Origin of the sequence: Streptomyces sp. cg35 (genome assembly GCF_050410835.1) — a bacterium.
Classification (GTDB): Bacteria; Actinomycetota; Actinomycetes; order Streptomycetales; family Streptomycetaceae; genus Streptomyces.
Genome location: NZ_CP191268.1, coordinates 4,969,779 through 4,995,138 on the forward strand (window position 1 = coordinate 4,969,779; position 25,360 = coordinate 4,995,138).

At 71.8% G+C, this 25,360-nt stretch carries 19 protein-coding genes; 7 read left to right on the forward strand and 12 right to left on the reverse strand.

The features are described 5' to 3' along the window. Window positions 1-32 precede the first annotated feature (32 nt). From ACQUQD_RS22665 to ACQUQD_RS22675, 3 genes are all read right to left on the reverse strand, one after another. Window positions 33-1,547, reverse strand: a complete 1,515-nt coding sequence (locus ACQUQD_RS22665) for a PTS transporter subunit EIIC (protein WP_428953957.1) — start codon at window positions 1,545-1,547, stop codon at window positions 33-35. A gap of 47 nt (window positions 1,548-1,594) precedes the next feature. Further along, entirely contained in the window at window positions 1,595-2,572 is a 978-nt protein-coding gene (gene murQ / locus ACQUQD_RS22670) for an N-acetylmuramic acid 6-phosphate etherase (protein WP_428953958.1), read from the reverse strand. Between the two features lie 298 nt (window positions 2,573-2,870). Next, window positions 2,871-3,800, reverse strand: coding sequence for a MurR/RpiR family transcriptional regulator (locus tag ACQUQD_RS22675; RefSeq protein ID WP_428953959.1), 930 nt, complete (start codon window positions 3,798-3,800; stop codon window positions 2,871-2,873). A 109-nt stretch (window positions 3,801-3,909) separates the two neighbouring features. On the opposite strand from ACQUQD_RS22675, the gene ACQUQD_RS22680 reads away from it, so the two are divergent. Next, window positions 3,910-4,290: a hypothetical protein gene (locus tag ACQUQD_RS22680; RefSeq protein WP_428953960.1), complete on the forward strand. Its 381-nt coding sequence runs from the start codon at window positions 3,910-3,912 to the stop codon at window positions 4,288-4,290. Next, window positions 4,287-4,559 (forward strand): DUF4031 domain-containing protein, encoded by a 273-nt coding sequence (locus tag ACQUQD_RS22685; protein ID WP_428953961.1) that lies wholly within the window; start codon window positions 4,287-4,289, stop codon window positions 4,557-4,559. Before ACQUQD_RS22680 ends, ACQUQD_RS22685 begins: the two co-directional genes overlap by 4 nt. Here ACQUQD_RS22685 and ACQUQD_RS22690 read toward each other — a convergent pair. The 4 genes from ACQUQD_RS22690 to ACQUQD_RS22705 form a co-directional block, all read right to left on the reverse strand. Continuing rightward, window positions 4,510-9,246 carry an HD domain-containing protein gene (locus ACQUQD_RS22690; protein ID WP_428953962.1) on the reverse strand — a complete coding sequence of 1,579 codons (4,737 nt, stop codon included), beginning with the start codon at window positions 9,244-9,246 and terminating at the stop codon, window positions 4,510-4,512. The two genes, ACQUQD_RS22685 and ACQUQD_RS22690, sit on opposite strands and share 50 nt — an antisense overlap. Before the next feature lie 18 nt (window positions 9,247-9,264). After that, on the reverse strand, window positions 9,265-9,642 hold the full coding sequence (locus ACQUQD_RS22695; RefSeq protein ID WP_428953963.1) for a Pepco domain-containing protein: 378 nt from the start codon (window positions 9,640-9,642) through the stop codon (window positions 9,265-9,267). 100 nt (window positions 9,643-9,742) lie between these two features. Further along, window positions 9,743-10,960: a Cmx/CmrA family chloramphenicol efflux MFS transporter gene (locus tag ACQUQD_RS22700; protein ID WP_428957630.1), complete on the reverse strand. Its 1,218-nt coding sequence runs from the start codon at window positions 10,958-10,960 to the stop codon at window positions 9,743-9,745. Window positions 10,961-11,046: 86 nt separating this feature from the next. Next, window positions 11,047-11,700: an HD domain-containing protein gene (locus ACQUQD_RS22705; RefSeq protein WP_428953964.1), complete on the reverse strand. Its 654-nt coding sequence runs from the start codon at window positions 11,698-11,700 to the stop codon at window positions 11,047-11,049. Between the two features lie 30 nt (window positions 11,701-11,730). On the opposite strand from ACQUQD_RS22705, the gene ACQUQD_RS22710 reads away from it, so the two are divergent. Continuing rightward, window positions 11,731-12,405: a maleylpyruvate isomerase family mycothiol-dependent enzyme gene (locus tag ACQUQD_RS22710; protein WP_428953965.1), complete on the forward strand. Its 675-nt coding sequence runs from the start codon at window positions 11,731-11,733 to the stop codon at window positions 12,403-12,405. Between the two features lie 54 nt (window positions 12,406-12,459). Here ACQUQD_RS22710 and ACQUQD_RS22715 read toward each other — a convergent pair whose 3' ends face one another. Next, window positions 12,460-12,648: a hypothetical protein gene (locus ACQUQD_RS22715; RefSeq protein WP_428953966.1), complete on the reverse strand. Its 189-nt coding sequence runs from the start codon at window positions 12,646-12,648 to the stop codon at window positions 12,460-12,462. A 365-nt stretch (window positions 12,649-13,013) separates the two neighbouring features. On the opposite strand from ACQUQD_RS22715, the gene ACQUQD_RS22720 reads away from it, so the two are divergent. After that, window positions 13,014-14,990 carry a HelD family protein gene (locus ACQUQD_RS22720; RefSeq protein WP_428957631.1) on the forward strand — a complete coding sequence of 659 codons (1,977 nt, stop codon included), beginning with the start codon at window positions 13,014-13,016 and terminating at the stop codon, window positions 14,988-14,990. 7 nt (window positions 14,991-14,997) lie between these two features. After that, a complete protein-coding gene (locus ACQUQD_RS22725; RefSeq protein WP_428953967.1) occupies window positions 14,998-15,708 on the forward strand; it encodes a MerR family DNA-binding transcriptional regulator in 711 nt (236 codons plus the stop codon). Between the two features lie 68 nt (window positions 15,709-15,776). Here ACQUQD_RS22725 and ACQUQD_RS22730 read toward each other — a convergent pair whose 3' ends face one another. Next, window positions 15,777-16,481 carry a copper homeostasis protein CutC gene (locus tag ACQUQD_RS22730; protein ID WP_428953968.1) on the reverse strand — a complete coding sequence of 235 codons (705 nt, stop codon included), beginning with the start codon at window positions 16,479-16,481 and terminating at the stop codon, window positions 15,777-15,779. Between the two features lie 66 nt (window positions 16,482-16,547). Next, the gene (locus tag ACQUQD_RS22735) at window positions 16,548-17,420 is read right to left on the reverse strand and encodes a hypothetical protein (RefSeq protein WP_428953969.1); all 873 of its coding nucleotides are present in this window, start codon (window positions 17,418-17,420) and stop codon (window positions 16,548-16,550) included. A gap of 168 nt (window positions 17,421-17,588) precedes the next feature. On the opposite strand from ACQUQD_RS22735, the gene ACQUQD_RS22740 reads away from it, so the two are divergent. Beyond that, window positions 17,589-19,850, forward strand: coding sequence for a heavy metal translocating P-type ATPase (locus tag ACQUQD_RS22740; protein ID WP_428953970.1), 2,262 nt, complete (start codon window positions 17,589-17,591; stop codon window positions 19,848-19,850). Between the two features lie 93 nt (window positions 19,851-19,943). Continuing rightward, on the forward strand, window positions 19,944-21,083 hold the full coding sequence (locus tag ACQUQD_RS22745) for a glycosyltransferase 87 family protein (RefSeq protein ID WP_428953971.1): 1,140 nt from the start codon (window positions 19,944-19,946) through the stop codon (window positions 21,081-21,083). On the opposite strand, the gene ACQUQD_RS22750 is transcribed toward ACQUQD_RS22745, so the two are convergent. Together ACQUQD_RS22750 and ACQUQD_RS22755 are read right to left on the reverse strand one after the other, a co-directional pair. Continuing rightward, window positions 21,035-22,678 (reverse strand): DNA repair helicase XPB, encoded by a 1,644-nt coding sequence (locus ACQUQD_RS22750; protein WP_428953972.1) that lies wholly within the window; start codon window positions 22,676-22,678, stop codon window positions 21,035-21,037. The genes ACQUQD_RS22745 and ACQUQD_RS22750 overlap by 49 nt on opposite strands. 103 nt (window positions 22,679-22,781) lie before the next feature. Beyond that, a complete protein-coding gene (locus ACQUQD_RS22755) occupies window positions 22,782-25,220 on the reverse strand; it encodes a helicase-associated domain-containing protein (protein WP_428953973.1) in 2,439 nt (812 codons plus the stop codon). Window positions 25,221-25,360: the final 140 nt, after the last annotated feature.

Genomic DNA, 25,360 nt, shown 5'->3' on the forward strand with positions numbered 1-25,360 from the left:
TCGGGATGCCGCCCCTCCTCGTACGCGAGGTGTCAGATCTTCGCCGGTTCCTTCGGCTGTGCCGGGCCGGCCGGTGTCTGCTCGGCGCGGGCCGCCGGGGACCCGCCCGGGGTTGTCTCCTGGGAGTCCGCGTTCAGCTCCACCAGCATCTGCTTGCTGAAGCCGAAGAAGTACGTCGCGAGGAAGCCGACGACGTAGCCGACCAGCAGGCCGCCGCCGTAGACGGCGATCGTGGTGCCCAGACCCTTGTTGCCGTCGAGGAGGGGGAACAGCGCCCAGCCGGACGGGCCGATGGCCGTCGAGCCGACCTTGTCGCCGATCATCGAGAAGAAGCCGATGAACGCGCCGCCCGCCGCGCCGCCGACGCACGCCGTGATGAACGGGCGGCCCAGCGGGAGCGAGACACCGTAGATGAGGGGTTCGCCGACACCCAGGAAGCCTGCGGGGAGCGCCGACTTGATGGTGGTGCGGATCGACTTGTTGTGCTTGAGGCGCTTGAAGACCGCGATCGCGCAGCCGACCTGGCCGGCGCCCGCCATCGCCAGGATCGGGAGCAGGACCGTGTAGCCCTGCTGCTCGATCAGCGTGGTGTGGATCGGGATGAGGGCCTGGTGCAGGCCCAGCATGACCAGCGGCAGGAAGAGGCCGCCGAGGACCAGGCCGGCGAACGCGCCGGTGTTGTCCAGGAGCCAGTTGGCCGCCGTGCCGATGCCGGTGGAGATCTCACCGGCGACGTACATCAGGCCGAAGATCGTGACCAGGCCGGAGATCAGGACCGTGAGGGTGGGGGTGACCAGGACGTCGATCGCCTCGGGCACCCACGTGCGGCACCACTTCTCGATGTAGACGGCGAGGACCGCCGCGCCCAGCGCGCCGAGGACGCCGCCCTGGCCGGGGGAGAGCTTCTGGCCGAACGCCGAGATGTTCGCGACGCCCGCGTACACGATGATCGCGGCGACCGCGCCGCCGAGGATCGGGGTGCCGCCGAACTCCTTCGCCGTGTTGTAGCCGACGAAGACGGCGATGAGCGCCATGAAGCCGGAGGCGATCGCGGCGAGGGCCGGGGTGATGCCGGGCAGCCACTCCAGGTTGATCAGCAGGCCGTTGATGCCGGCGATGATGCCGCAGCCGATCAGGGCCGGGATCAGCGGCACGAAGATGTTGGCGATGCGGCGCAGGAAGAGCTTGAACGGCGTGGCGTTCTTCGCCTTCTGCGCCGCCCTCAACTCGGCGCCCTGGGCGGCCAGTTCGTCCGCCGTGACCACGTGCGGCTCGGGAGCGGCCGCCTTCCCCTCCTCGACGAGCGCCTCGAACTCGGGGGTGACCCGGGCGACCTTCCCCGGGCCGAGGACGATCTGGTAGGTCTCGTCCTCGACCACGCCCATGACATCGGGCAGTGCCTTCAGCGCCTCGTCCTGGACGAGCGAACGGTCTGCCAGGCCCAGCCGGAGCCGGGTCATGCAGTGGACTACGGAAGTGACGTTCGCGGCGCCGCCGACAAGCGGGAGGATCGAGGCCGCCACGTCGCGGTTCTTGTTCTCAGCCATGGTGCGTGCTGCCTTGCTGTGCGGGTGGTGCTGGGGGTGTACGGGGGTCAGGGGGTGGTGCGGGCGGCCGCCGCGAGCGCGGCACGCAGATGGCCGTCGGAGTCGGCGAGCAGCCGGGCCGCCGTCGGCCCGTCGACCTCGCCGAGCACGACGAGGATCGCGTTCTTCACCTCGCCGTCCGTCGCGGCGAGCGCGGCCTCGATGGCGTCGTCGTCGGCGCCGGTGGCCAGGGAGACGATGCGGCGGGAGCGGGCCCGCAGCTTCTCGTTCGACGCGCGTACGTCGACCATGAGGTTCCCGTACGTCTTGCCGAGCCGGATCATGGTGATCGTCGACAGCATGTTGAGGACGAGCTTCTGGGCCGTGCCCGCCTTCAGCCGGGTGGAGCCGGTGAGGAGCTCCGGGCCGACGACGACCTCGATGCCGTGGTCCGCGGCGGCGGCCAGGGCGCTGTCCGCGTTGCAGGACAGGCCGACGGTCAGCGCGCCGTACGTCTTCTTCGCGTGCTCGACGGCGCCGATCGCGTACGGGGTGCGGCCGGAGGCGGAGATGCCGACCACGACGTCGTTCTCCGTCAGGTTCAGCGCGGCCAGGTCCTCGGCGGCCAGGTCCTTGGAGTCCTCGGCGCCCTCGACCGCGGTGACCATCGCCGACGGGCCGCCCGCGATCAGGCCGACGACCTCGCCCGGGTCCGTGTTGAAGGTGGGCGGGCACTCCGACGCGTCCAGCACACCGAGCCGCCCGGCCGTGCCGGCGCCCGCGTAGATCAGCCGGCCGCCGCGCGCCATGCGCTCGGCGGTGCCGTCGATCGCGGCGGCGATCCGCGGCAGCTGGGCCGCGACGGCGGTGGGGACGGAGGCGTCCTCGCCGTTCATGATCTTCGCGATCTCCAGGGTGGACTGCTGGTCGATCTCGGCGAGCTCGGGCCGGAACGCCTCGGTGGTGAGGGTGGCCAGCTGGGCACGGAGTTCGCTGTAGTCGCCTTCTGCGGCGGGGGTGGTGTCGGCGGCGTCAGTGGTGGTCATGTTCGGGGGCTCTTTCCGGTGCGGCGGGGGCGGGTGCGGGTGCGGGTGGCGGTTCACGGGGTGGCGTCTGCCGTGTGCTGTCTCGTCGCCGGCGGGCGGCGAGTGGGGGTTGCTCGCGCAGTTCCCCGCGCCCCTGGAGCGTGCGGCTTCGCCGCAGCCCCACGAGGGCGCGCTTCACGCGCCCCTTCGGATGGCGCACGCAGTGCGCATCTCAGGGGCGCGGGGAACTGCGCGGCCGGCCCCCACCGGGCCGCGGCCGACCGGAGACGGGAGGGACCGGGGCAGTGGCGCGCCGGGTTCATGATCTGGCTCCCCGCGGAGCGGCCCGGTGGCGGTGCGCGAGCGCCTCGTACGAGGCCGACAGGGCCGGGGCCGCGGTCTCGTACGAGCGCTGCGCGACACCCACGAACAGGCAGTCCACGACGAGCAGCTGGCTCGTGCGGGACGACATCGCGGCCGGGCGCAGCTCGCTCTCGCGGGCGATGGAGGTGGTCAGTATGTGGTCGGCGTACTGCGAGACCGGGCCGTCGGGGCGGCCGGTGATCGCGATGGTCGTCGCGCCGTGCTCGAAGGCGACCCGCAGCGGCTCGATCACGTCGCCGGTGGCGCCGGAGTGCGTGATGGAGACGGCGACGTCGCCGGAGCGCAGCGTCACCGCGTTCGTGATCGCCAGGTGCGGGTCGGAGTGCGCGTGGGCGATCTGGCCGATGCGCAGCAGCTTCTGCGCGAGGTCCTGGGCGACGAGGCCGGAGGCGCCGACGCCGTACACGTCGACGCGGCGGGCGCCGGCCAGCGCGTTCACGGCGGCGCCGAGCTGCACGGTGTCGAGCCCGGCCGCGGTGTCGGCGAGGGTCTGCTGTTCGTCGTAGGCGAGCTTGGCGACGACGTCGGCGATCGGGTCGTCGACGGCGATGTCGGCGGTGACGGCGGGGGCGCGGCCCGACTGCTGCTGGGCGGCGAGCCCGGCGAGCGCGAGGCGCAGGTCCCGGTAGCCGGGGTAGCCGAGGATGCGGGCGGTGCGGACCACCGTCGCCTCGCTCGTGCCGGTGAGCTCGGCGAGGCCGGTGACCGTGAGGGCGGCGCAGCCGGCCGGGTCGGCGGCGACGGCCTCGGCGACCCGCTGCATGGAGCGGGTCATCGAGGGCGCGAGGGTGCGCACCTTGGCCGCGAGGGCCGCGGGGGCCGGCGGCGCGTCGCTGGAGAAACTTTCCTTCACGTCATTGCTCACGTTCTGAAAGATATTTTCGGAACGGTGGCGGGTCAAGGGTCCTTCGGCTCTGTCGTGCGGCTCACACACGGCTCACGCGCAACCGGCGGCCGGGCGCACAATGGCATCCATGGACACCATCAGCCCCCTGGAGCAGGCCCTGCACGCGGCCCGCGCGCTCGTGCTCGCGGATCTCAAGGCGGTCGACGTCGCCGACGCGGACGTCGTCTCGCTCGTCGAGGAGTCGATCACCTCGCGCCGCTGGTGGGTCGAGCAGTGGCCGCAGGGCGTCGAGTTCGTCACCGGGCTCGTCGCGCAGGACGTGCAGGACGGGATCCTGGAGCGGCACGGACGCTGGCCGGTGTGCCCCGTGTGCGGCCCGGAGGCGGGCACCGGCGGCCCGCACGCGCTGGACGTCGAGCCGGAGCTGGGCGCCGACCCGCACTGGGTGTGCTCGGAGGCGGGGGTCGTGGTGGCGGCGGTGGGGTCGCTGGGCACGGTGACCGGGTGACGGTCTATATCGACCCGCCGAACTGGCCCGGTCACGGCCGCATGTGGTCGCACCTGGTCAGCGATGTCTCGTTCGCCGAACTCCACCTGTTCGCCGAGGGGTTGGGGGTGCCGCCGCGCGCCTTCGAACGCGATCACTACGACATCCCCTCGCACCGCTACGGGGACGCGGTGCGGGCCGGGGCTGTCGAGATCGGCTCGAAGGAACTCGTGCGCAGGATCACGGACGCGGGGCTGAGGCGGCCGAAGCACCCTCGGGCCGCCGGCTGAACCAGTTTTCCGCGGCGTGGCGCATCCCAAGATCGCTTGCCCTGCACGCTACTTCGTGCAGGGGCAGGCACAGCGAGGCCGCTGTGGAGACCAGCGCCGCCAACGGCAGGGGCGGATCATCGGGAGTGCCGGTGAAGTGCGTCGGTTCACTGGGGCTGAAGGACTGGGCCAGCTCCCACTGGGTCAGGCGCAGCCTCAGCTCGACCTCATCCGGGCGCGCCACATCGAATCCGAGGGCTGTCAGGGACTCGGCCACCCCCTCGGGGTGCCAGGGACGTCCGATGTGATCGGCGACTGCGTAGAGGGCTGCTGAGGGGACGGGGCCCCTGGACGGCAGACGAGCGAGCCGGGCGTGGAGACGCCAGTCCGCGTCGTCCTCGTCTTCCAACTGGGCAAGGATCTCCGGCGCGACGGCGCAGGTGTACCCGAGAGATGTCAGCCGGGACGCGGTCTGTTGGAGGGAGGAGTCCCCGCTGCGGCGACGGATGATGTCGTTGAGGTACAGCGGTCTGTCTTTCTTCAATTGCAGACCGGCGCCAGTTAACGCGATCTCCTCCCACGAGGGCAGTACGTCGTCCGCCGTTACGGCTGGCACTTCAAAGCCCAGCTCGCCGAGTCTGGCGGTCACTTCGGGTGCCGACCGTTTGCTCCGGTGGGCCACCGCTGCAACATACTGCAGCGGAACTATGCGGTCGGGGAAGGGGCACTGTTCCTCGTACGACAGGAGCGCCCGATCGTCGTCGGTAAGGGTGAGCTGATCTGCGGATTGCACGGGGACGGTGAAGCCAAGGCCATCCAGCAGTTCAGCGATGCTTGCCAGCGAGTAGCCGGTGGCGTGCGCGGCTGCTACCAAGTGCGCGAGCGGGACGTCAGCTGCGTCTTCAGGTGCAGGCGGCGTGGAGCACGTCTGCCAAAGTACCTTCAGCACGACGTGCTCCTCGTCGCTCCAGGTGTCGCGGTCCGGGCAACGCGGCACTGTGAAGCCCAGCTCCCGTAGGCGTGCGGCGGCTCGGGACGCGGGAAGACCGGCCAGTATCGCGCTCAGACTCACTTGAGCAGCGGACAAGCTACTTCCCGGACTGAGCCAGCCGGAGAGGTTTCCGAGCGGTCGCAGAAGCGGAGCGTCCTCGGGTGCCGCTGCGGCGCAGCCGAGCAGTGGCTCCACTTGATAGCCGAGGGTCGTCAGACGGGCACCGACTTCTGCCGCGGGCAGGCCCGTCGTGTCGACGCGATCCATGACATCGGTAAACGTGCAGGGCTGTTCGAGGTCCCACCACGGGAACAGAATGTCCACGCTGATCACACCGGTGTCGATGAGAGCCTGTGAGGGCTTTCCTCGGTAGAGATCTCCCGCTTGAGGACCCCTTAGCCATCGTTCGGCGAGTATGTTCCACGCAGGGAAGCTGCCGGAATGGTCGGCGAGAAGGGCCAGGTCGGACGGGCGAGCAGTGAGACTGTCCCGTTCTTCCGGTTCGCTAAGTGTGAGATCCACACCGGGAGTCCTTCCCAGACCGGCTCGGTACAGCGACAGCAGACGCCAGTGCAGCAGGGGTTCCGGAATCATGCTCAGAAGGGAGGAGGCGTGTTTGCGTTTGCTCTCGGGGTACTCACCGGTGACCACCGGCAGTAGATCGACATCGGGAGGGAAGAATCCGATCGCGTTGTACGGCAGACTCGTTCCGCCCAGTTGCCACGGTAGCCGCACGCGCTCCGCGTGGGTAGCGACCATGTCGGCGAATGCCAAGGCCGACTCGCTCACGTAGCCAAGCCAGGCAGGAGTAGGCAGCGGCTGGCCCGGTGCGCAGAGGGACGTGACGGCTGCGATCATGCGCTCCTTGACCCGTCGGCCGCTGAAGGCGCGGATGTTTTTGCGGTCCACACTCAGTTCGGGCTGATCGGGCCCGTGCAGATTGACGATGATGCCGTAGGGCGGATGCTCGGACAGGCTGTCGTCGGGCGACGCGTGGAGACCGTCCGACAGTACCTGCCCCCAGTGATCGACCCACCAGATGTCCGGGTCGGATGAAGCGAGGAAGACTGGGGTGTCCGATCCGCCGGTACGGCCCACGAATTCCTGCTCTAAGGCCGCCTGTGACAACTCGCCCGGCGCCCATTCGTACTCACGTGCACCGTGCTTGGCTGTTGTCCGATAGGGCGCGACCCACAACAGACGTTCCAGCGTCTCCACACAAGAGATGAGCTTGGTCTGTTGAGACAACAGGAGCCGGACGGTCGTGCCGGTCTCCTGGCCGAGGCCGAGGTCCTCGACACGGAAAAGGTTTCCGGGACCTGCGATGGTGACCTGGAGCTGCCGGCCGGGGCGGCCGTCACGTCCCATCCGGCAGGTACGTACGACGATCTCGTCGGCGAGCATGAAGTAGCTCAGCACGCCGATACCGAAACGCGAATTGGGATGAAGCTCGATCCTCGGATCGCTCAGTTCTGCCCAGGCGGCCTTCTCCTCGATGTACTCGGGCAGATCGATGAAACGGGCACCACCCTGAGAGAACACACTGCTCAGTTCGGTGATTCCCATACCGATGCCGTTGTCCTGGCACTCGAGGTAGGGACGGCCGTCCTCGCTCACCCCTTGGACGAATTTGATGAGCCCGTCGAAGGGCACGTCCGCTCTGTCGGTACGGCGCAGGAACTCAGTGCGGCAGTCGGCGTAGCGCACCGCGTCCAGAGCGTTCTGATACAGCTCCCGAACCGCCAGTTCACGGTCGCCGTAGAGTTCTTCACCCATGAGGAGTTCTTGGACCCGGTCTTCGGCGAGCTGGAAGCGGATGCCGTCCGAGAGCCCTTCCGGCGTCGAACCTCCCAGGCGCACTCTGCCACCGTCCGCGTACGGCGGCAGAGTGGTGAGCGGAACGAGAGCGGGGTTCTTCGCGCCGTTGATGTCCCGCAGCAGTGCGTCAACCCGGGCGGCGTGCTCACGCAGCGCGATCTGAACGGCCGGGTGTCGGCACACGGCGTTCAGGGAACGGCCGGAGCCCGAGGTGCGCCAGTCGGAACCTCTGACGGTATTGAGGAGTTCGTCGAGATCCACACTGTCGTAGATGCCGATGTGCTCCACGACGATCTCGGGCAGGTCGACCGGATCAATGGCCATGGCGTATGCCGCCTTGGTGAGAGCTGCGACCAGAGGGCCGTGTACCACCTGCTCGTCATCGCTGCTGGCGGCAATGACGTCGTGCTCTTCGGGGAGTGCGGAACTCCTGTGCGAAGTGCTGTCGTGGGGCAGCGCGAAAGGAGCCACGCGGTGGGCTTGCAGGAACTGCATCAGGCGTTCAGCGGAGAGTGCGTCGGAGGTCCAGCGTGGATGTCCCGGGGCGGTGATGACATCTCCGACGAGAGGCTTGAGGTATTCAGCCGAGTACAGCTCAGGCTGCTGAATCAGCCAGCGGTGGAACAGCCACCAACGGATCCGCTCCGGTGCGCCGTTCTGGACGTTGACCTGCGCCAGGGTGCGGAGCCTGCGTCTGAGCCGGGGGAAGCGGTGGACGAACTTCTCGAACGGGTCGACATCGGGGCCTGGCGCCCCCCTATGCGGATCCAGGACACCACGCCGCCGTGCCGCTTCCTGCGCCCAGAACGTCTGCTCCACGACCGGTAGAAGCACAGTGAGCGCTGCCTCGGACGCCGACAACTGAACCTTGTCGGATAGCAGACCGGTCAGGAATCCGAGCCTGGTGTGGATGCGCTCGGCCAACTCGACGTCGTGCCATGGGTCGTCGTGCAGTGCGTCCGTGGCTGCGACGTAGCTTGCGGCGAGGCGCTCGGCAAGTACACCGCTGAGCTCCTGCACAGCTTCTGTTGCGGCTCCCGGTGGAGTCCGGCGCCAGATGGGGTGCTTGAGTGTCGAACGAACCCAAGGGTGCGTCTCGGTGCGTAGCGCGGGTCCCGGCAGCAAGGGGAAATGTTGCTCACCCGTTCCTGATTCGCAGACCACCTTGATCTGTTGGGGCGAACCCGCTTTTCCGTAGATGCGGTGCAGTTCGTCGAGTCTCTGCTGGGTGTTCTGGAAGAACTCTTGTAAGGGGAGTGCATGCGGAGCTTCGGAGACAACATCGGACATAGCGCGGGAGAACAGGCTGAAGGACTCACCCGGCTGTGTGACGACATCGGTTCCGGAGAGCGCGCTGTCCGACTCCCTTACAAACAATGCAAGTTGACCGGCCGAACAGGCGTAGACGTATGCGACCCTCCGACGGAGTGTGTCGGCGATCTTCCGACGCGACCAGGGCTGCAGGCCCGTGCTCCCTTTGGTGTCGAGAGACAAGCCTTCACGGCAGGCGTCGATGAGGAAGACGACACGGTCAGCGCGCGATTCCTCGAGCTCCTTCTGCCAGCCGATCTCGATACAGCTGGCCGCAAACGGCTGGACGTCGAACGTGGCGTCCTCGGGGATCAGATAGTCCTTGCCATCGAAACGCTGTCCGTGCCCGCTCAGCAGGATGAACAGGGTGTCGCCCGGGCGTGCCTCCAGCAGGAATCTACGTACTTGGCCGTGCACCGTGTTGGGCGTGATTCCGCGCTTGCTCTCCACGATCTCGGCTGACTGGAAGCCCCGCCCGAGCAGAACCTCCTTCATCCGCTGCAGGTCGTCCCTGATGAAAGGGAGATCGGCGATGCGCCGGTCGTCGTACTCGCAGGCGCCGATGAGGAGCGCCTTGTGCTGAGGCATGTACGAGCACCTGCCGGATCAGGAGGGAATCTTGAACGTCAGGGTGAGACCACGGGTGGCCTGGACCTGGCCTGTGCCGATGAGCTGGACGGAACCGCTTTTGCTCACTTGGAAGGAGAGCTGTGCCTCCGCGAGCGGCAACGTCGTGCTGTGCTCGGCGACCTCCTTGAACACTTCCTGTAGCTTGTCGACGACGTCCGTGAGGTTTTTGCGCAGTGGGCCCAGCGGGATGGCACGCAACGCGGCGTCGTGGTCACGGCTCAGTAGCCCCATCGAATCGCTGACTGGCCCGGCGGCATCGTCATCGTCGTCGGTGACCGATACCCAGAAGGGGAGGGTCTGCTCCTCGACGATGCCCTCGATCGGGTCCGCCGACATGCCCACGCGCTCTGTCACTGTGCCCCCTCGTCCCACTGCCCGCGTTGTCACCCACCGGATCGAATGACCAGATGATGACCGGAAGAGGGTCAACTCTAGATCTATACAGGCTTGTTCGTCAGGTGTGTGAGGGTTGGACGGTAGCGGTATCGGACTTCTCCGCCGACGACCCCGTCACCACCTTCGACGCCGTCCGCCGGTGCAGCCGCAGCGACACCGCCGTCAGCGCCAGCGCCAGCGCCGTCATCGCGCCGCCCGCCCAGGCGGTGGCCGGGTAGCCGAGGCCGGCGTCGATGACCGTGCCGCCGAGCCAGGGGCCGCCCGTGTTGCCGAGGTTGAACGCGGCGGTCGTGGTGGCGCCGGCCAGGGTGGGGGCCGCGCCCGCGACGTTGAACATCCGGGCGTTGAGTGCCGGGGCCGTGTAGAAGGCGGACAGGCCCAGCAGGAACGACAGGGCCACCGCGGCGATCTCCAGGTGGCCGAGCAGGGCGAGCGCGGCCAGGAAGACGGTCGACGCCGTGATGCCGGTCAGCAGCACCCCGAAGAGGTGCGCGTCCGCGATCCGGCCGCCGACCGTCGTGCCGACCAGCGCGCCGATGCCGAACAGGGCGAGCACCAGCGGCACCCAGCCCTCCGGCAGCCCCGCGACGTCCGTCAGGAGCGGCGAGAGATAGCTGAACGCGCAGAACACGCCGCCCGCGGCGAGCGCGGTGACGGCGACGGACAGCCACACCTGACGGTCCCGGTAGATCGACAACTCGCGCTTCAGCTGCGGTCGTTCGGCCGGGAGCGGGATCTTCGGGACGAGCGTCACGATGCCGACGAGGGCGATCGCCGAGGCCGCGCCCACCGCCCAGAACGCCGCGCGCCAGCCGAGCCCGTCACCGAGGAAGGCGCCGGCCGGGACGCCCAGCACGTTCGCGATCGACAGGCCGCCGATCATCACCGCCATCGCGCGGGCCCGCTGGTTCACCGGCACCATCGCGATGGCGACCGCCGCGCCCACCGCCCAGAAACCGGCGCAGGCGAGCGCCGAGACGACCCGCGAGGCGAACAGGATCGCGTACGACGGGGCGAGCGCGCCCGCCACCTGCCCCAGGCCGAACAGCGAGATGAGGGTGATCAGCGTGGTGCGGCGGGGCAGGCGCAGCGTCGCCACGGCGAGCAGCGGGGCGCCGACCACCATGCCGATCGCGAACGCCGAGATCAGCAGGCCCGCCTGCGGGATCGTGACGTCCATGTCGTCGGCGACCGCCGGGAGCAGCCCGGAGAGCATGAACTCGCTCGTGCCGAGCGCGAAGACGCTGAGGCCGAGGATGTAGACGGCGAGGGGCATGCGGGTGGTGGGATTCGGCGGCATGTAAGGGGTCAACCGGGGCTGCGGTGGTGGCATTCCCGGCCGCCGTTTCCCGGAGGTTCTTCTCAGGGAGCCAGCAGGGCCAGCTCCGTCGTGAGGTTGTCGCGCGCCCCGGACTCCCAGTGCGCCGTCCCGTACGGCGTGCGGAACAGCCGGGGCAGTTCGAGGAGTTGGCGCAGGACCGCGGCCCGGCCGGTGCGGAACGCCTCGTCGGGGACGAAGGCGTACTCCTCGCGGACCGCCCTGGTGTAGGCGGCGTACGTCTCCGGCGGCGCGGCCAGGATCGCCAGGTCGGCGTCGCACAGGGCCTCGCCGTTCGTGTCGCCGTCGGCCGGGTCGTGGGTGACGGTGAGCCGGACCAGCCGGGCGACCTCCGCGACCCGGGCCTCGGGCAGTCCCGCCTCGCGCAGGGCGCGCTCGGCCAGCACCGCGGAGCGCTCCTCGTTCTCGGAGCGGTCCGGGCGGTACACGGCGTCGTGGAACCAGGCGGCCAGCCGTACCAGCGCCGGATCCGCCGCGTGCTCCGCCAGTACGTCGAGGTGGTCGAGGACCGCCGTGAGGTGGGTGGTCGTGTGGTACTTGCGCTGCGGCTCGGACCAGCGGGCCAGGAGGTTGTCCGCGTACGGGTACGGGTCGGTGCCCGGGGCCTCGGTCGTCGCCCGCAGGGCGCGGGCCCAGCGCTCGCGCAGGTTCTGCGGATCCTCGTGCTCCGGCGTCATACCGAGAGCCTAGCCCCCTACGGTGGGGCCATGACTGCAGACGCCGTACGGGACAACGCACGCGACCCCGAGCTGCCTGGGCGGCTCCTGGAGGCTGAACGGGACGCCCTGGTACCCCTGTTGAGAGGTCGGCCCGACACCGATTTCGACCTGCCGACCGCATGTCCGGGATGGACCGTGCGGCATGTCCTCGCGCACTGTTCGGCCGCGCTGACCCGGGTCGTGGTGGGCCGCTTCGAGCCGGGTGTGTTCAGCCCCGAGTGCAACGACCGCGACATCGCCGAGCGGGCGGGCTGGTCCCACGAGGAGGTGCTGGACGAGCTGGAGCGCGGGATGACCGAGGCGGGCGCGGCCATCGCCGGGGCGGGCGGGGCGCTCGACGGCGTCGCCCTGGGGGAGTGGGTCCATGCCGGGGACGTACGGGACGCCCTCGGTGAGCCCGGGGCCTACGCGGGGGACCGGCTGCCGACGGCGCTGGACCTGCTGGTCCGGATCAGCCGGGAGCGGGAGCACGTCGCGCTCCACGCCGACGTGGACGACCTCGACACGCCGCTCGTGCTCGGCGCCGTGGGAGGCGAGGCGCCGCCCGCGCGGTACATCGGGGACGCGGCGACGCTGGTGCGGTTGTACGCGGGCCGGCCGTTGGCGGGGGCGCGCTACGAGCTGGCCGGGGTCGAGGAGGCCGAGCTCAATCTGTTCGGGTGAGGAGACCCAGCCCCTCCGGCGCCCGAGGAGCAGGGTCCGGGGCGGAGCCCCGGGTCAGTGACGTGTGACGACGCCCGCTTCGCGGTACAGAGAGCTGTCGGTGTCGCCCAGCACGACGACGCTGAACGCCGCCGCGGCGAAGACTCTGATCATCCGCACCGCGTTCCCGACGCGGTGCGGGTGGTGCGCTCCGGTCGCCGCGGTGGCGCCGGACGGGGCCGGGGTGAAGGTCGCTGCACTCATGTCTCCAGGATGCGATTCGGGCGATACGTGCACATCGGCCCCGGGGAGTAATCCGCGTACGACTCAGGAGGGACCCCGACCCTTAGGCGTCCCCGGTGGGCGCCCCCGGCGCGGAAAATCCGTTGGCACGGGCACGCGTCTGTCCCGTACACTCGCGCGTCCTGCCCGCCTCCCTTCGCCGTGATCGCTGAAGCCGGAGCGCCGCCGACCGGTCGGAAACCGGCCGGACCCCGTCGCGTACGCGTACCTGGAGCCGGAGGCACTACCCCGTGAGCCCGTCAACGTCGCCCACGCCCGCACCCTCGACGTCACCGCTCGACCGCGAGCGCGCACACCTCGTCTCGTCCCGGGCCGCGCTGCGCGCCATGCGCGAGGACGCGCAGGCGCTCGACATCCGCGACGTCACCGCCAACTGGGTCAACGCCGAGGTGCTGCAGCGCCAGATCGACGAGCGGATCAAGGCGCTCGCCGACCTCAGCCACACGCCGCTGTTCTTCGGCCGGCTCGACTACCTGCACGCGCCGGGCGTCGACCTCGCCGAGGGCGCCGACGGCGAGCGGTTCTACATCGGGCGGCGGCACGTGCACGACGCCGACGGCGACCCGATGGTCATCGACTGGCGCGCACCGGTGTCCCAGCCCTTCTACCGGGCCTCGAAGAAGGACCCGCTGGACGTCGCGCTGCGCCGCCGGTTCGGTTACACCGGCGGCGAGCTCACCGCGTACGAGGACGAGCACCTGTCCGACCCGGCCGAGGCCGAGCAGACCAGCAAGCTGCTCCAGCAGGAGATCGAGCGGCCGCGCGTCGGCCCGATGCGCGACATCGTCGCCACCATCCAGCCCGAGCAGGACGAGATCGTGCGCAGCGGCCTCGCCGGGTCGGTGTGCGTGCAGGGCGGGCCCGGCACCGGGAAGACCGCCGTCGGCCTGCACCGGGTCGCGTACCTCCTCTACGCGCACCGCGAGCGGCTCGCCCGCACCGGCACGCTCGTCATCGGACCCAACAAGTCGTTCCTGCACTACATCGAGCAAGTGCTGCCCGCGCTCGGTGAGTTGGAGGTCAAGCAGGCGACGGTCGAGGACCTCGTCGCGCTGGTGGAGGTGCGCGGCACCGACAGCGCCGAGGCCGCCCTGGTCAAGGGCGACGCCCGGATGGCCGAGGTGGTGCGGCGGGCGCTGCGCTCGCACATCACCCCGCCGACGGAGGGCGTCGTGGTGGTGCGCGGGTCCCGCCGCTGGCGCGTCGCCTCGTACGAACTGGAAGACATCGTGCGGGAGTTGATGGAGCGCGACATGCGGTACGGGGCCGCGCGCGACGCCCTGCCGCAGCGCATCGCGCACGCCGTGCTCGTCCAGATGGAGCGGGCGGGCGAGGCCCCGGACGACCGGGTGCAGGACGCGGTCGCGCGCAATGCCGCGGTGAAGGCGGTGGTCAAGGCGGTCTGGCCGGCCGTCGACCCGGCCAAGCTGGTGCTGCGGCTGCTGTCCGACGCGGACTTCCTCGCGGAGCACGCGGAGGGGCTGCTCGACGAGCAGGAGCAGAAGGCCGTGCTGTGGGCGAAGCCGGCGCGCAGCGTCAAGTCGGCCAAGTGGTCCGTCGCGGACGCCGTGCTGATCGACGAGGCGGCGGATCTCGTCGCGCGCACGCACTCGCTCGGACACGTCGTCCTCGACGAGGCGCAGGACCTGTCGCCGATGCAGTACCGGGCGGTGGGGCGGCGCGCGACGACCGGTTCCGTGACCGTGCTCGGGGACCTCGCGCAGGGCACGACGCCGTGGGCGACGCGCAGCTGGCACGAGGCGCTGGCCCATCTCGGCAAGCCAGACGCGGTGGTGGAGGAGCTGACGGCCGGTTTCCGCGTGCCGACGGACGTCATCACGTACGCGTCGCGGCTGCTGCCGTCCATCGCGCCCGGGCTCGCCCCGGTGCGGTCCGTGCGGGAGAACCCCGGGGCGTTCGAGGTGCGGGCCGGGGCGGGGCCGGCGGATGTCGTCGCCGCGTGCGTGCTGGCGCTGGAGAACGAGGGCTCGGTGGGTCTGATCGCGGCGGACGCGCGGTGCGGCGAACTGGCGGCGCAGCTGACGGCGGCCGGCCTCACGTACCTCGCCCCGGGCGAGGAGACCACGGCCGAGTCGCGGCTCACCCTGGTGCCGGCGTCGCTGGCGAAGGGCCTGGAGTACGACTACGTGGTCCTCGACGAGCCGGCCGCGGTGGTGAACGGCGAGCCGGACGAACGGACCGGCCTGCGCCGGCTGTACGTCGCGCTGACCCGGGCGGTGTCGGGCCTGGTGGTGGTGCATACGACACCGCTGCCGGAGCAGCTCGCGCCGTCGGCCCGATAGGTACGTCGTGGCACGGCTCCGCACGGTCGACCTGGCCCGCCTCGCCGGTGTCTCCACCCAGCAGATCCGCAATTACGAGGACCTGGGCGTGCTCCCGGACGTGCCGCGCACGGAATCCGGCTATCGCGTCTTCGGGGACGTGCACCGCAGGGCCCTGCTCACCTATCGCGCGCTCGCGGCGGGGTACGGGGGCGCCGTCGCGCAGGACGTGATGCGGGCGGTGCGGGCCGGTGACGAGCCGGGCGCGCTGGCCGCGGTGGACGCGGCGCACGCGGCCGCGCACGAGCGGCGGCGCGCGCTGGCGGCGACGCGGGAGGCGCTGGCGGTGCTGGCGGGCGACGGCGGACCCCGCGGCGTGCCGGACGATCTGCGGATCGGTGACGTGGCGCGGCTCGTCGGCGTACGGACGTCGGCGCTGCGTGTGTGGGAGGCGGCGGGCCTGCTCCGGCCCCGCCGTCAGCACGCCACCGGGTACCGCCTGTTCGGCCCCGCCGAGGTCCGCGACGCCCGCATCGTCCACACGCTGCGGGCGAGCCACTATCTGTTCGCGCAGATCGCCCCGGTCCTCGACGAGCTGCGCACGACCGGCGACAGCGAGGCGCTCCGCGCGGCCCTGGACACCCGATCCCGGACCCTCACGACCCGCACCCGCCTGATGCTCCACGCGTCGGGCCACCTGGACGCCTACCTCAACTCACTGCAAGAAGAGGAGAGTTGACCAAGCTCACAAGGGTCGCCCGGCGCGGCGCCAGGGGTGCAGCCCCGACGAACGAGGTGCCGGACGCGTCAGGCGTCCAGGGCCTCGCGCCACACCCGTACCGCGTCCGCGGAAACCGGCCCGTCCCACCCGTCGGGACGCGACGCCCCGCCGATGTGGAACGCCGAGACCCCGGCGGCCCGCAGCCCCGGCACATGCTCCAGGCGGAGCCCGCCGCCGACCAGGATCTGCTGCTCGTACCCCGGCTCCCGGGCCACCGTCCGCGCGGCCTCGGCCACGAGGACGTCGAGGCCCGCGTCGACCCCCTCCGCGGAGCCTGCCGTCAGATACGTGTCGAGCCCCGGCAGATCCGCCAGCTGCTTGCGCAGAGCGTCCCGGTCCGCGGCCCGGTCGACGGCCCGGTGGAACGTCCACCGGCATCCGTCCAGCTCCGCCACGAGCCGCTCGACTGCGGCGAGGTCCGGCCCGCCGTGCTCGTCCAGGAACCCGAGCACGAACTCGTCCGCACCCGCGGCCCGCAGCTCCCGCGCGGCCGCCACCAGAGCGTCCACCTGCGCGGAGTCGCCCGCCGAGAAGCCGTCCGCGAGGCGGAGCATCACGCGCAGCCGGATCCCCACGGCGGCGCGGATCGCCGCGAACGTCTCCACCGACGGCGTCAGCCCGTCCGCCGCCATGTCGGTGACCAGCTCCAGGCGGTCCGCACCCCCGGCCTGAGCGGCGATCGCGTCCACGGTGTCGAGGGCGATCACCTCCAGGACTGCACGCTTGCTCATGAGGCTCCTGTCGCGACGACCTACCCGGGGCCCCGGCGATAGGTCTAGTCCAATGTCCTGCCCAGCCTACGCCGCGTGCACCGTGAACGCAGCCGTCCTGACCACCCCGTCGTGCTTGAAGTCCAGGAAGAGCCGGTACGTCCCCGCGCTCGGCGCCGTCGCGGTGAAGGAAACCTCCGGCCCCGGCCTGCCGTCGTGCGGGTGAACGTGAAGGTACGCGAGATCGCCGGAGCGCAGCGCGACCAAGTGCCCGTACGCGCCGAGGTACGGCTCCAGATCGGTGACCGGCCGGCCGTTCCTGCGGACGCTCAGGGTCAGCTCGCTCGCCGCGCCCGGCCGCAGCCCGCCCTCGACCCGGACCTCGTAGCCGTCCACCCGTGCCGTCTCCGCGTGCCCGGGCAGCGGGGCCGGCGCGTACCGCCCGGCGACCCCGAGGCCCGCGCCGAGCGTGAGCCCCTCCTGCTCGCCGCGCGGGGTGAAGTCGGCGAAGACCCGGTAGTCGCCCGCCTTCGGCAGCGAGACGGGCGTCGACCAGGTGCCGTCGGCGCCGCGGACCGGATGCAGATGCCGGTACGCGGTCAGGTCGCGCGAGGCGACGATCAGGTGCAGCTCCTTGCCGTGCTCCTTCTTGTACGAGGTCACGGGCTTGCCGGTGCTGTCCTCACGGATGGTGAAGCGCAGCTCGCCGGTCCGGTCCCGGAGCCGGTCCCGCTCCAGGTCGAGCGTGTAGCCGCGCTCGGAGACCTGGAGCCCGCCGGGGGTGGTGTCCGCGGCCGGGGCGGCGGAGGCGTCGCCGTGCTCGTCGTGCTCGTCGTGTGCGGCCGGCCGCTTCTCGGTCCCGGCGACGACGGGGTCCACCCCGGCACCCACCCCGTACGCGGTCCCGAACGTGGCGGCGGCCGCGGCGGCGAAGGCGGCGATCTTCAGTCCTGCGTGCATGGCGGGCTCCTCGGGTCGGCGGGGCGGTCGTCGTTCCCGCCATCACGACGATACCCCTGGGGGGTATCAAGTCAAGTCTTGCCGCCCTTGCGATTGATACCCCCCAGGGGTATAACTGGATCACATCACGGGGTACCCGCCCCGGGTACCCGTCACTCAGGAGGCACCATGCCGGCGCAGACCGTCGCCCCACCCGCGCAGGTGGAGCTCGCCATCGGCGGCATGACCTGCGCCTCGTGCGCCGCCCGCATCGAGAAGAAGCTGAACCGGATGGACGGCGTCGAGGCGACCGTCAACTACGCGACCGAGAAGGCGAAGGTCTCGTACGCGCAAGGGGTCGGGGTCGCGGACCTGATCGCGACCGTCGAGGCCACCGGTTACACGGCGCAGGAGCCCGCGCCCGCCCGGGAGGACACGCCCGAAGGCGCCGGCGGCGCCGGCGACGAACTGCGTCCCCTGCGCCAGCGCCTGATCACCGCGGTCGTCCTCGCCGCGCCCGTCGTCGCGATGGCGATGATCCCGGCCCTCCAGTTCACGTACTGGCAGTGGCTCTCGCTCACGCTGGCCGCGCCCGTCGTGACGTACGCGGCCTGGCCCTTCCACAAGGCGGCCGTCACGAACGCGCGGCACGGCGCCGCGACGATGGACACCCTGATCTCGGTCGGTACGTCGGCGGCGTTCCTGTGGTCGCTGTGGGCGCTGTTCTTCGGCACGGCCGGCGAGCCCGGCATGACGCACCCCTTCGAGCTGACCATCACCCGCGGCGACGGCGCCGGGAACATCTATCTGGAGGCCGCGGCGGGCGTCACCGCCTTCATCCTCGCGGGCCGCTACTTCGAGGCCCGCTCCAAGCGGAAGGCGGGCGCCGCGCTCAAGGCGCTGCTCGAGCTCGGCGCCAAGGACGTCACCGTCCTCCGGGGCGACGGACGCCGCGAAGAGACCGTCCCCGTGAGCGAGTTGAGGACCGGCGACCGCTTCCTCGTCCGCCCGGGCGAGAAGATCGCCACCGACGGCGCGGTCGTCGAGGGGTCGTCCGCCGTGGACGCCTCCATGCTCACCGGCGAGTCCGTGCCGGTCGAGGTCGCGGTCGGCGACACCGTCACCGGGGCCACGCTGAACGTCGGCGGGCGGCTCGTCGTCGAGGCCACCCGGGTCGGCGCCGACACCCAGCTCGCCCGGATGGCGAAGCTCGTCGAGGACGCGCAGAACGGCAAGGCCGCGGCCCAGCGGCTCGCGGACCGGATCTCCGCCGTGTTCGTACCGGTCGTCATCGCCCTGGCCGTCGCCACGCTCGGCTTCTGGCTCGGCAACGGCGCGGGCTGGACGGCCGCGTTCACCGCCGCCGTCGCCGTGCTGATCATCGCCTGCCCGTGCGCGCTCGGCCTGGCCACGCCCACCGCGCTCATGGCCGGCACCGGCCGCGGCGCCCAGCTCGGCATCCTCATCAAGGGCCCCGAGGTCCTGGAGAGCACCCGCGCGGTCGACACGATCGTCCTCGACAAGACCGGCACCGTGACCACAGGGCGGATGACACTCCTCGCCACGCACCCGGCGCAGGCCACCTCGGAGGCCGAAGTGCTCCGCCTGGCAGGCGCGTTGGAGCATGCCTCCGAGCACCCGATCGCACAGGCCGTGGCCGCCGGCGCGGCGGCCCGGGTGGGCGAGCTCCCCACCCCCGAGGACTTCACGAACATCCCCGGACTCGGCGTCCAGGGCATCGTCGACGGCCACGCCGTCCTGGCCGGCCGCGAACAGCTGCTCGCCGGCTGGGAGATCCGCCTGCCCGCCGGGCTGGCCCGCGCCAAGTCCGCGGCCGAGGCCGCCGGGCGTACGGCGATCGCCGTGGCCTGGGACGGCGAGGCCCGCGCCGTCCTGGAGGTCGCCGACGCCGTGAAGGAGACCAGCCCCGACGCGGTCCGCCGGCTGCGTGCGCTCGGCCTGCGCCCGGTGCTGCTGACCGGGGACAACGAGGCGGTGGCCCGCTCCGTCGCGGCGGAGGTCGGTATCGCGCCGGACGACGTCGTCGCCGAGGTGCTGCCCCAGGACAAGGTCGACGTCGTCAAGCGCCTCCAGGGCGAGGGGCGTTCGGTCGCCATGGTCGGCGACGGCGTCAACGACGCGGCGGCGCTGGCGCAGGCCGATCTGGGGCTGGCGATGGGGACGGGGACGGATGCGGCGATCGAGGCCGGTGACCTCACCCTCGTCCGCGGTGACCTGCGGTCGGCGGCCGACGCGATCCGGTTGTCGCGCCGGACGCTCGGCACGATCCGGTCCAACCTGTTCTGGGCGTTCGCCTACAACGTGGCGGCGCTCCCGCTCGCCGCGGCGGGGCTGTTGAACCCGATGATCGCGGGCGCGGCGATGGCCTTCTCGTCGGTGTTCGTGGTCGGCAACAGTCTCCGCCTGCGCCGCTTCCGGGCGGGCTTCTAGTCCAGCGGCAACGGCGCCGAGGACGCGGGGTTCTGCCCGGACCCCGCTCCTCAGCAGCCGGAGGGGCTTGACTTATGGTTGCTCACCGTGATCATGAGCTTGCGCAAAGTCGCCGCCCCCCTTCTGCTCGGCCTCTCCGTCATCGCCCTGCTCACCCTCTGCGCCGCCCAGCACGCCCCCATGTCCGACGTCCTCGTCTACCGGGCCGAGGGCGCCGCGGCGGCAGCCGGCGGCGGCGACCTCTACGGGTTCACGGTCACGGCGTGGCAACTCCCCGCCACCTACCCCCCGTTCGCCGCACTCCTCTTCATCCCGACCACCTGGCTCCCCCTGCCCGCCCTCAAGGCCGCCTTCCTCCTCGGCAACATCGGGCTCATCGCCGTCCTGGTCCACCTCTCCTGCCGCCTGGCGGGCCTGAAGACGACGCGGGCCGGGACCGCCCTGCTCACCAGCGGAGCGCTCTGGCTCGAACCCGTCTTCCAGACCGTCCTGTTCGGGCAGATCAACCTCGCCCTGGCGTGCCTCGTCCTGTGGGACCTGACCCGGCGCAACGGCGCCCGCGGCAAGGGCGTCGCGCTCGGCATCGCGACCGGCATCAAGCTCACCCCGGCCGTCTTCATCGTGTACCTGCTGCTGACCGGCCGCCGCCGCGAAGCGGCCTGCGCGGCGGCGGGCTGCGCCGGCACCGTGGCGCTGGGCGCGCTCGTACTCCCGTACGCCAGCTGGGAGTTCTGGACGCGGCGGCTCTACGAGACCGGGCGCGTCGGCAAGGCGTGGATCGTCGACAACCAGTCGCTGCAGGGCCTGATCGACCGCGCGCTGCACACCACCGAACCCGGCGCGCTGTGGGCCGTCCCCGCGGTCCTCGTCGCGCTGGCCGGACTGTACGCGGCCGCGCGCGCCCGCACCGAGGCGCACGGCATCGCCCTCACCGCGTTCACCGCGCTCCTCGTCTCACCCATCAGCTGGTCCCACCACTGGGTGTGGTGCGTCCCGCTGCTGGCGCTGACGTGGGCGGCGGGCCATCGACGTACGACCGCGGCCGTCGCGCTGCTCTTCACCGCCCGCACCATGTGGCTGCTGCCCCACCAGGGCGACCTGGACCTGCAACTCGCCTGGTGGCAGCAGCCGTTGGCGTCCCCGTACCCGCTGCTCGGCCTGGCTCTCGTCGTCGTGGCGCTGCGTCAGCCCTCGGCGAGCAGCTCGTCCGCGTCCACGATCCGGTACGCGTAGCCCTGCTCGGCCAGGAACCGCTGGCGGTGCGCCGCGAAGTCCTGGTCGATCGTGTCGCGGGCGACGACCGAGTAGAAGCGGGCCTTGTGCCCGTCCGCCTTCGGGCGCAGGACACGGCCGAGGCGCTGCGCCTCCTCCTGCCGCGAGCCGAACGTGCCCGAGACCTGGATGGCGACCGTCGCCTCCGGCAGGTCGATGGAGAAGTTCGCGACCTTCGACACGACGAGGACGGAGAGCTCGCCCTCCCGGAACTGGTCGAACAGCTTCTCGCGCACCGCGTTCGTCGTCTCGCCCTTGATGACCGGGGCGTCCAGGTGGGCGCCCAGCTCGTCGAGCTGGTCGATGTACTGGCCGATGACGAGGGTCTGCTCACCCGCGTGCTTCTTCACCAGCGCCTCGGTGACCTTGCGCTTCGTCGCCGTCGTCGCGCAGAAGCGGTACTTCTCCTCGGCCTCGGCGGTGGCGTACGCGAGCCGCTCGGAGTCGGTGAGGTTGACCCGGACCTCGACACAGTCCGCCGGGGCGATGTACCCCTGCGCCTCGATCTCCTTCCACGGCGCGTCGAACCGCTTGGGGCCGATGAGCGAGAAGACGTCCGACTCACGGCCGTCCTCCCGGACCAGGGTCGCGGTCAGGCCGAGACGGCGGCGCGCCTGCAGGTCGGCGGTGAACTTGAAGACCGGCGCGGGCAGCAGGTGCACCTCGTCGTAGACGACGAGGCCCCAGTCCCGGGAGTCGAACAGCTCCAGGTGCGGGTAGACACCCTTCCGCTTCGTCGTCAGCACCTGGTACGTGGCGATGGTGACCGGGCGGATCTCCTTCTTCGTACCGCTGTACTCGCCGATCTCGTCCTCGGTCAGCGACGTCCGCTTCACCAGCTCGTGCTTCCACTGCCGGGCCGACACCGTGTTCGTGACGAGGATCAGCGTGGTGGCCTTGGCCTGTGCCATCGCGCCCGCGCCGACGAGCGTCTTGCCCGCGCCGCAGGGGAGCACGACGACGCCGGACCCACCGTGCCAGAAGCCCTCGACGGCCTGCTTCTGGTACGGGCGCAGCGACCAGCCGTCCTCCGCCAGCTCGATCGGGTGCGCCTCGCCGTCGACGTACCCGGCGAGGTCCTCGGCCGGCCAGCCCAGCTTCAGCAGCGTCTGCTTGATCTGGCCGCGCTCGGAGGGGTGCACGGCCACGGTGTCCGCGTCGATCCGGGCGCCGACCAGCGGCTGCACCCGCTTGGAGCGCAGGATCTCCTCCAGCACCGGGCGGTCCGTGGTCGTCAGCACCAGGCCGTGCGCCGGGTGCTTGGACAGCGTCAGCCGGCCGTAGCGGTCCATCGTCTCGGCGATGTCGACCAGCAGCGCGTGCGGCACCGGGTAGCGGCTGTACTGCACGAGCGCGTCCACGACCTGCTCCGCGTCGTGGCCGGCCGCCCGCGCGTTCCACAGCCCCAGCGGCGTCAGCCGGTACGTGTGGATGTGCTCCGGCGCCCGCTCCAGCTCGGCGAACGGCGCGATCGCCCGGCGGCAGTCGTCGGCCTGCTCGTGGTCGACCTCGAGGAGCAGGGTCTTGTCCGACTGGACGATGAGTGGACCGTTCACGCGCGGCACCCTTTCTGCTGGCCCTGGCCCGGTGTGGCCAAACGTCCAGTGTGCCGCATGCCGCGCGGTGCGCGGAGTGACTCAGGTCGCGTCCGCCGCTCCTCTACTGCTCGGAGAGCTCCGCCACGCCCGTCACCCGGTGCAGCGGATACGTCCGCACCTCGTCGGCCGTGTGGTCGTACGCCGTCACGAAGCCGCCCTCGACGCGGATGGGGGCGATGACGCGCTGGCTGGCGGCGCCCTCCGCGTTCACGTAACCGATCCACAGGGTGTCGCCGGTGAGTACCGCGGCCTGCATCGTGGCGAGGGTCTCGGCGGCCGCCGTGCGGGGCAGTTCGCCGCCGCCGGGGTGGGCGGGCGCCGTTCTGCGCGGGGTCGTCGCCGCCATGTCGCCCGCCCGGATCGCCCGGATCGCGGCGTCGAGGAGCGTGCCGTCGGGCAGCGGCGGCCCGTCCGGGACCGGCTCCGGAGCCGTGCGCGGCGGGGTGCGGTGCGCATGGGCGCGGGTGATCAGGACATCGCCCTCGGGCGTCTCCGCGGCCGGCGCGAACCCCATCGAGCGCAGGCCCTCCAGGAGCGTGCCCGGGTCCACCTGGGCCGCGAGGACCGTCGGCGCGAGCCGGCGAAGCCGCAGCGGCGCCGCCCGCCTGTCCGCGAGGATCTCGCCCATCAGGGCGTCGTCGTCGCAGCGGACGTACGCGGAGGCCGCGCCGATCCGCAGATGGCCGTGGCGGCGGGCCACGTCGTCGATGAGGTAGGTCAGGGGCTGGGGGACCGGCGTGCGCGAGTGCTGGGTGAGGAAGGCGTGCAGGTCGGACGCGGTGCGGCCCGCGTCGAGTGCGCGCCGCACCGAGCCCGGCGTGAACCGGTACACCGTCGCGCCGCCCTTCGACTCGACGTCGGCCAGCACCGACAGGGCGTCCGCGAGCGGACGCTCCAGGGGGCCGGGGGCCACCGCCGTCAGGTCCGCCTGGAGCAGGAGGTGGTCCAGGGGTTCCGGCAGCAGCGGGGCGATGAGCTTCTCCGCCTTCAGCGTCGCCGCGGCGCGCTCGGCAGGCGTCAGGTCCTGCACCGTGAGCAGCGCGCGGCCGTGCCCCGACAGCGCCCCGCGGCCCGTCAGCCCGAGCGACTCCGCCTCGGACAGGGTCCAGCGGGCCAGCCGCGTGCGCAGGTCCCGGGCGGCGGGCGAGGGCCGCTCCCAGGTCAGCCGGGCCACGACCGACTCCGGGTCGGGCGCCGTGCCCTCCGGCAGGTCCGACAGCAGCGTCAGGACCCGGTGGCGGACCTCGGGCGCCGCCGAGCGGTCCAGGTGCGGGCCCAGCGCCGACAGCGCCCGGTCCTTGCTGTCCCGGCCGCCGACCACGCCCGCCGTGCGCGTCGCCGCCAGCCACGCCGCCGCGAGCCGCGTCCACCGCTCGGCCGGCGGCCGCTCCAGCCACTCGTCGTACGCGGGCGTCGCCGCGTACCGCTCGTCGGCCTCGCCGTCCGACGCCAGCAGGCCCGCGGCGTAGGCGAGTTCGACCCAGAAGGCGGCCTGCGGCTCCGTCGTGTCGAGGGCCGCCGCCGTGCGCTTGAGGTCCCGCACGCTCAGGCCGCCCGCCCGCAGCACCGCGGGCCCGCCCTCGTCCCAGTCCTTCAGCAGCTCCTCGACCGTCGCGAGCGCCGTGTACGCCTGCGCCGCCGCCGCGGCGTCCACAACCTGTGGACGGTGCGGCGCCTTCTCCCGCACCTCGGGCGCCACGGGCTCCAGCTCGCGGTGCGCCCGGCCGCCGCGCAGGTGCAGCGCCGCCTCGCGCGGCAGCACCACCGTGCCGGGCGCGGTCGGCAGCAGCAGACCGCGGTCGAGCAGCCAGCGCAGATGCGCCGCCGGCTGGGCCGTCACCTGCCCGTACGGCGGCCCCCACACCAGGCGGCTCAGTACGTCGATGGACTCGGCCGGCGCCTCGTCGAGGAGCGCCGACATGCGCGCGGGCGTGGTGAACAGCTCCGTGAGCGCCGCCACCGCCGACACCGGGTCGTGCGTCGACGCCAGCCCGGCCGCGGCGACGATCTCCTGCAGACGGGTCGGCGAGATCCCTGCCGTGGCCTCGGCGACCGTCGGGCCCAGCCCCGTGGGGGACGGGTGCTGCGGTCCCGGCGCCAGCAGCTCGCGGGCCGTACGGACGAGGCGGAGCTGGTCGTCCCCGCCCCACAGCAGGGCCTGCTCGCGCAGCGTCGCCACGGCGCCCGGCAGCGCCCGCTCCGCCTCCTCGCCCGGCAGCAGACCGAGCAGCGCCGCGTACGTCGCCGGTTCCGGGGCCACCGAGAGCGCCTGCGCCACCTGCTGCGTGAACCGGTCCAAGCGGTCCAGGGCGCGGACCACCGAGGCCCGCGTGCCGGCCCGGGTGGCCAGCTGGGTCAGGTCGTTCGGAACCGGGCCGAGCAGATCCGGGCGGGCCCGCAGGAGACGGGCCAGGGACGCGTCGTCCCGGGAGCGGAGGGCTTCCGCCAGGGAACGGGGGGCCGTGGTGGCCGCCGCCGGGGTCTGCTCGCTGGGGCTCATCTGACCCACGGTAGCGGGCGTTCTCCGGCTTCCGTCCTGCCTGCCGCCGTGCGTTGCCGGGTGGACGTTCTGTCGTGGCTGGTCGCACAGTTCCCCGCGCCCCTCCGGGGCGCTGTACCGTCGGGGTGTCAACTGCGCCA

Coding starts and splice junctions, on each gene's coding strand:
- ACQUQD_RS22720 (WP_428957631.1), top strand. CDS start 13,014: ATGCGCGAGGACGCGCAGGCGCTCGACATCCGCGACGTCACCGCCAAC.
- ACQUQD_RS22730 (WP_428953968.1), bottom strand. CDS start 16,481: ATGAGCAAGCGTGCAGTCCTGGAGGTGATCGCCCTCGACACCGTGGAC.
- ACQUQD_RS22700 (WP_428957630.1), bottom strand. CDS start 10,960: ATGCCCCTCGCCGTCTACATCCTCGGCCTCAGCGTCTTCGCGCTCGGC.
- ACQUQD_RS22680 (WP_428953960.1), top strand. CDS start 3,910: ATGGACACCATCAGCCCCCTGGAGCAGGCCCTGCACGCGGCCCGCGCG.
- ACQUQD_RS22745 (WP_428953971.1), top strand. CDS start 19,944: ATGAGCTTGCGCAAAGTCGCCGCCCCCCTTCTGCTCGGCCTCTCCGTC.
- ACQUQD_RS22710 (WP_428953965.1), top strand. CDS start 11,731: ATGACTGCAGACGCCGTACGGGACAACGCACGCGACCCCGAGCTGCCT.
- ACQUQD_RS22740 (WP_428953970.1), top strand. CDS start 17,589: ATGCCGGCGCAGACCGTCGCCCCACCCGCGCAGGTGGAGCTCGCCATC.
- murQ (WP_428953958.1), bottom strand. CDS start 2,572: ATGACCACCACTGACGCCGCCGACACCACCCCCGCCGCAGAAGGCGAC.
- ACQUQD_RS22715 (WP_428953966.1), bottom strand. CDS start 12,648: ATGAGTGCAGCGACCTTCACCCCGGCCCCGTCCGGCGCCACCGCGGCG.
- ACQUQD_RS22690 (WP_428953962.1), bottom strand. CDS start 9,246: ATGCCTCAGCACAAGGCGCTCCTCATCGGCGCCTGCGAGTACGACGAC.
- ACQUQD_RS22735 (WP_428953969.1), bottom strand. CDS start 17,420: ATGCACGCAGGACTGAAGATCGCCGCCTTCGCCGCCGCGGCCGCCGCC.
- ACQUQD_RS22755 (WP_428953973.1), bottom strand. CDS start 25,220: ATGAGCCCCAGCGAGCAGACCCCGGCGGCGGCCACCACGGCCCCCCGT.
- ACQUQD_RS22705 (WP_428953964.1), bottom strand. CDS start 11,700: ATGACGCCGGAGCACGAGGATCCGCAGAACCTGCGCGAGCGCTGGGCC.
- ACQUQD_RS22665 (WP_428953957.1), bottom strand. CDS start 1,547: ATGGCTGAGAACAAGAACCGCGACGTGGCGGCCTCGATCCTCCCGCTT.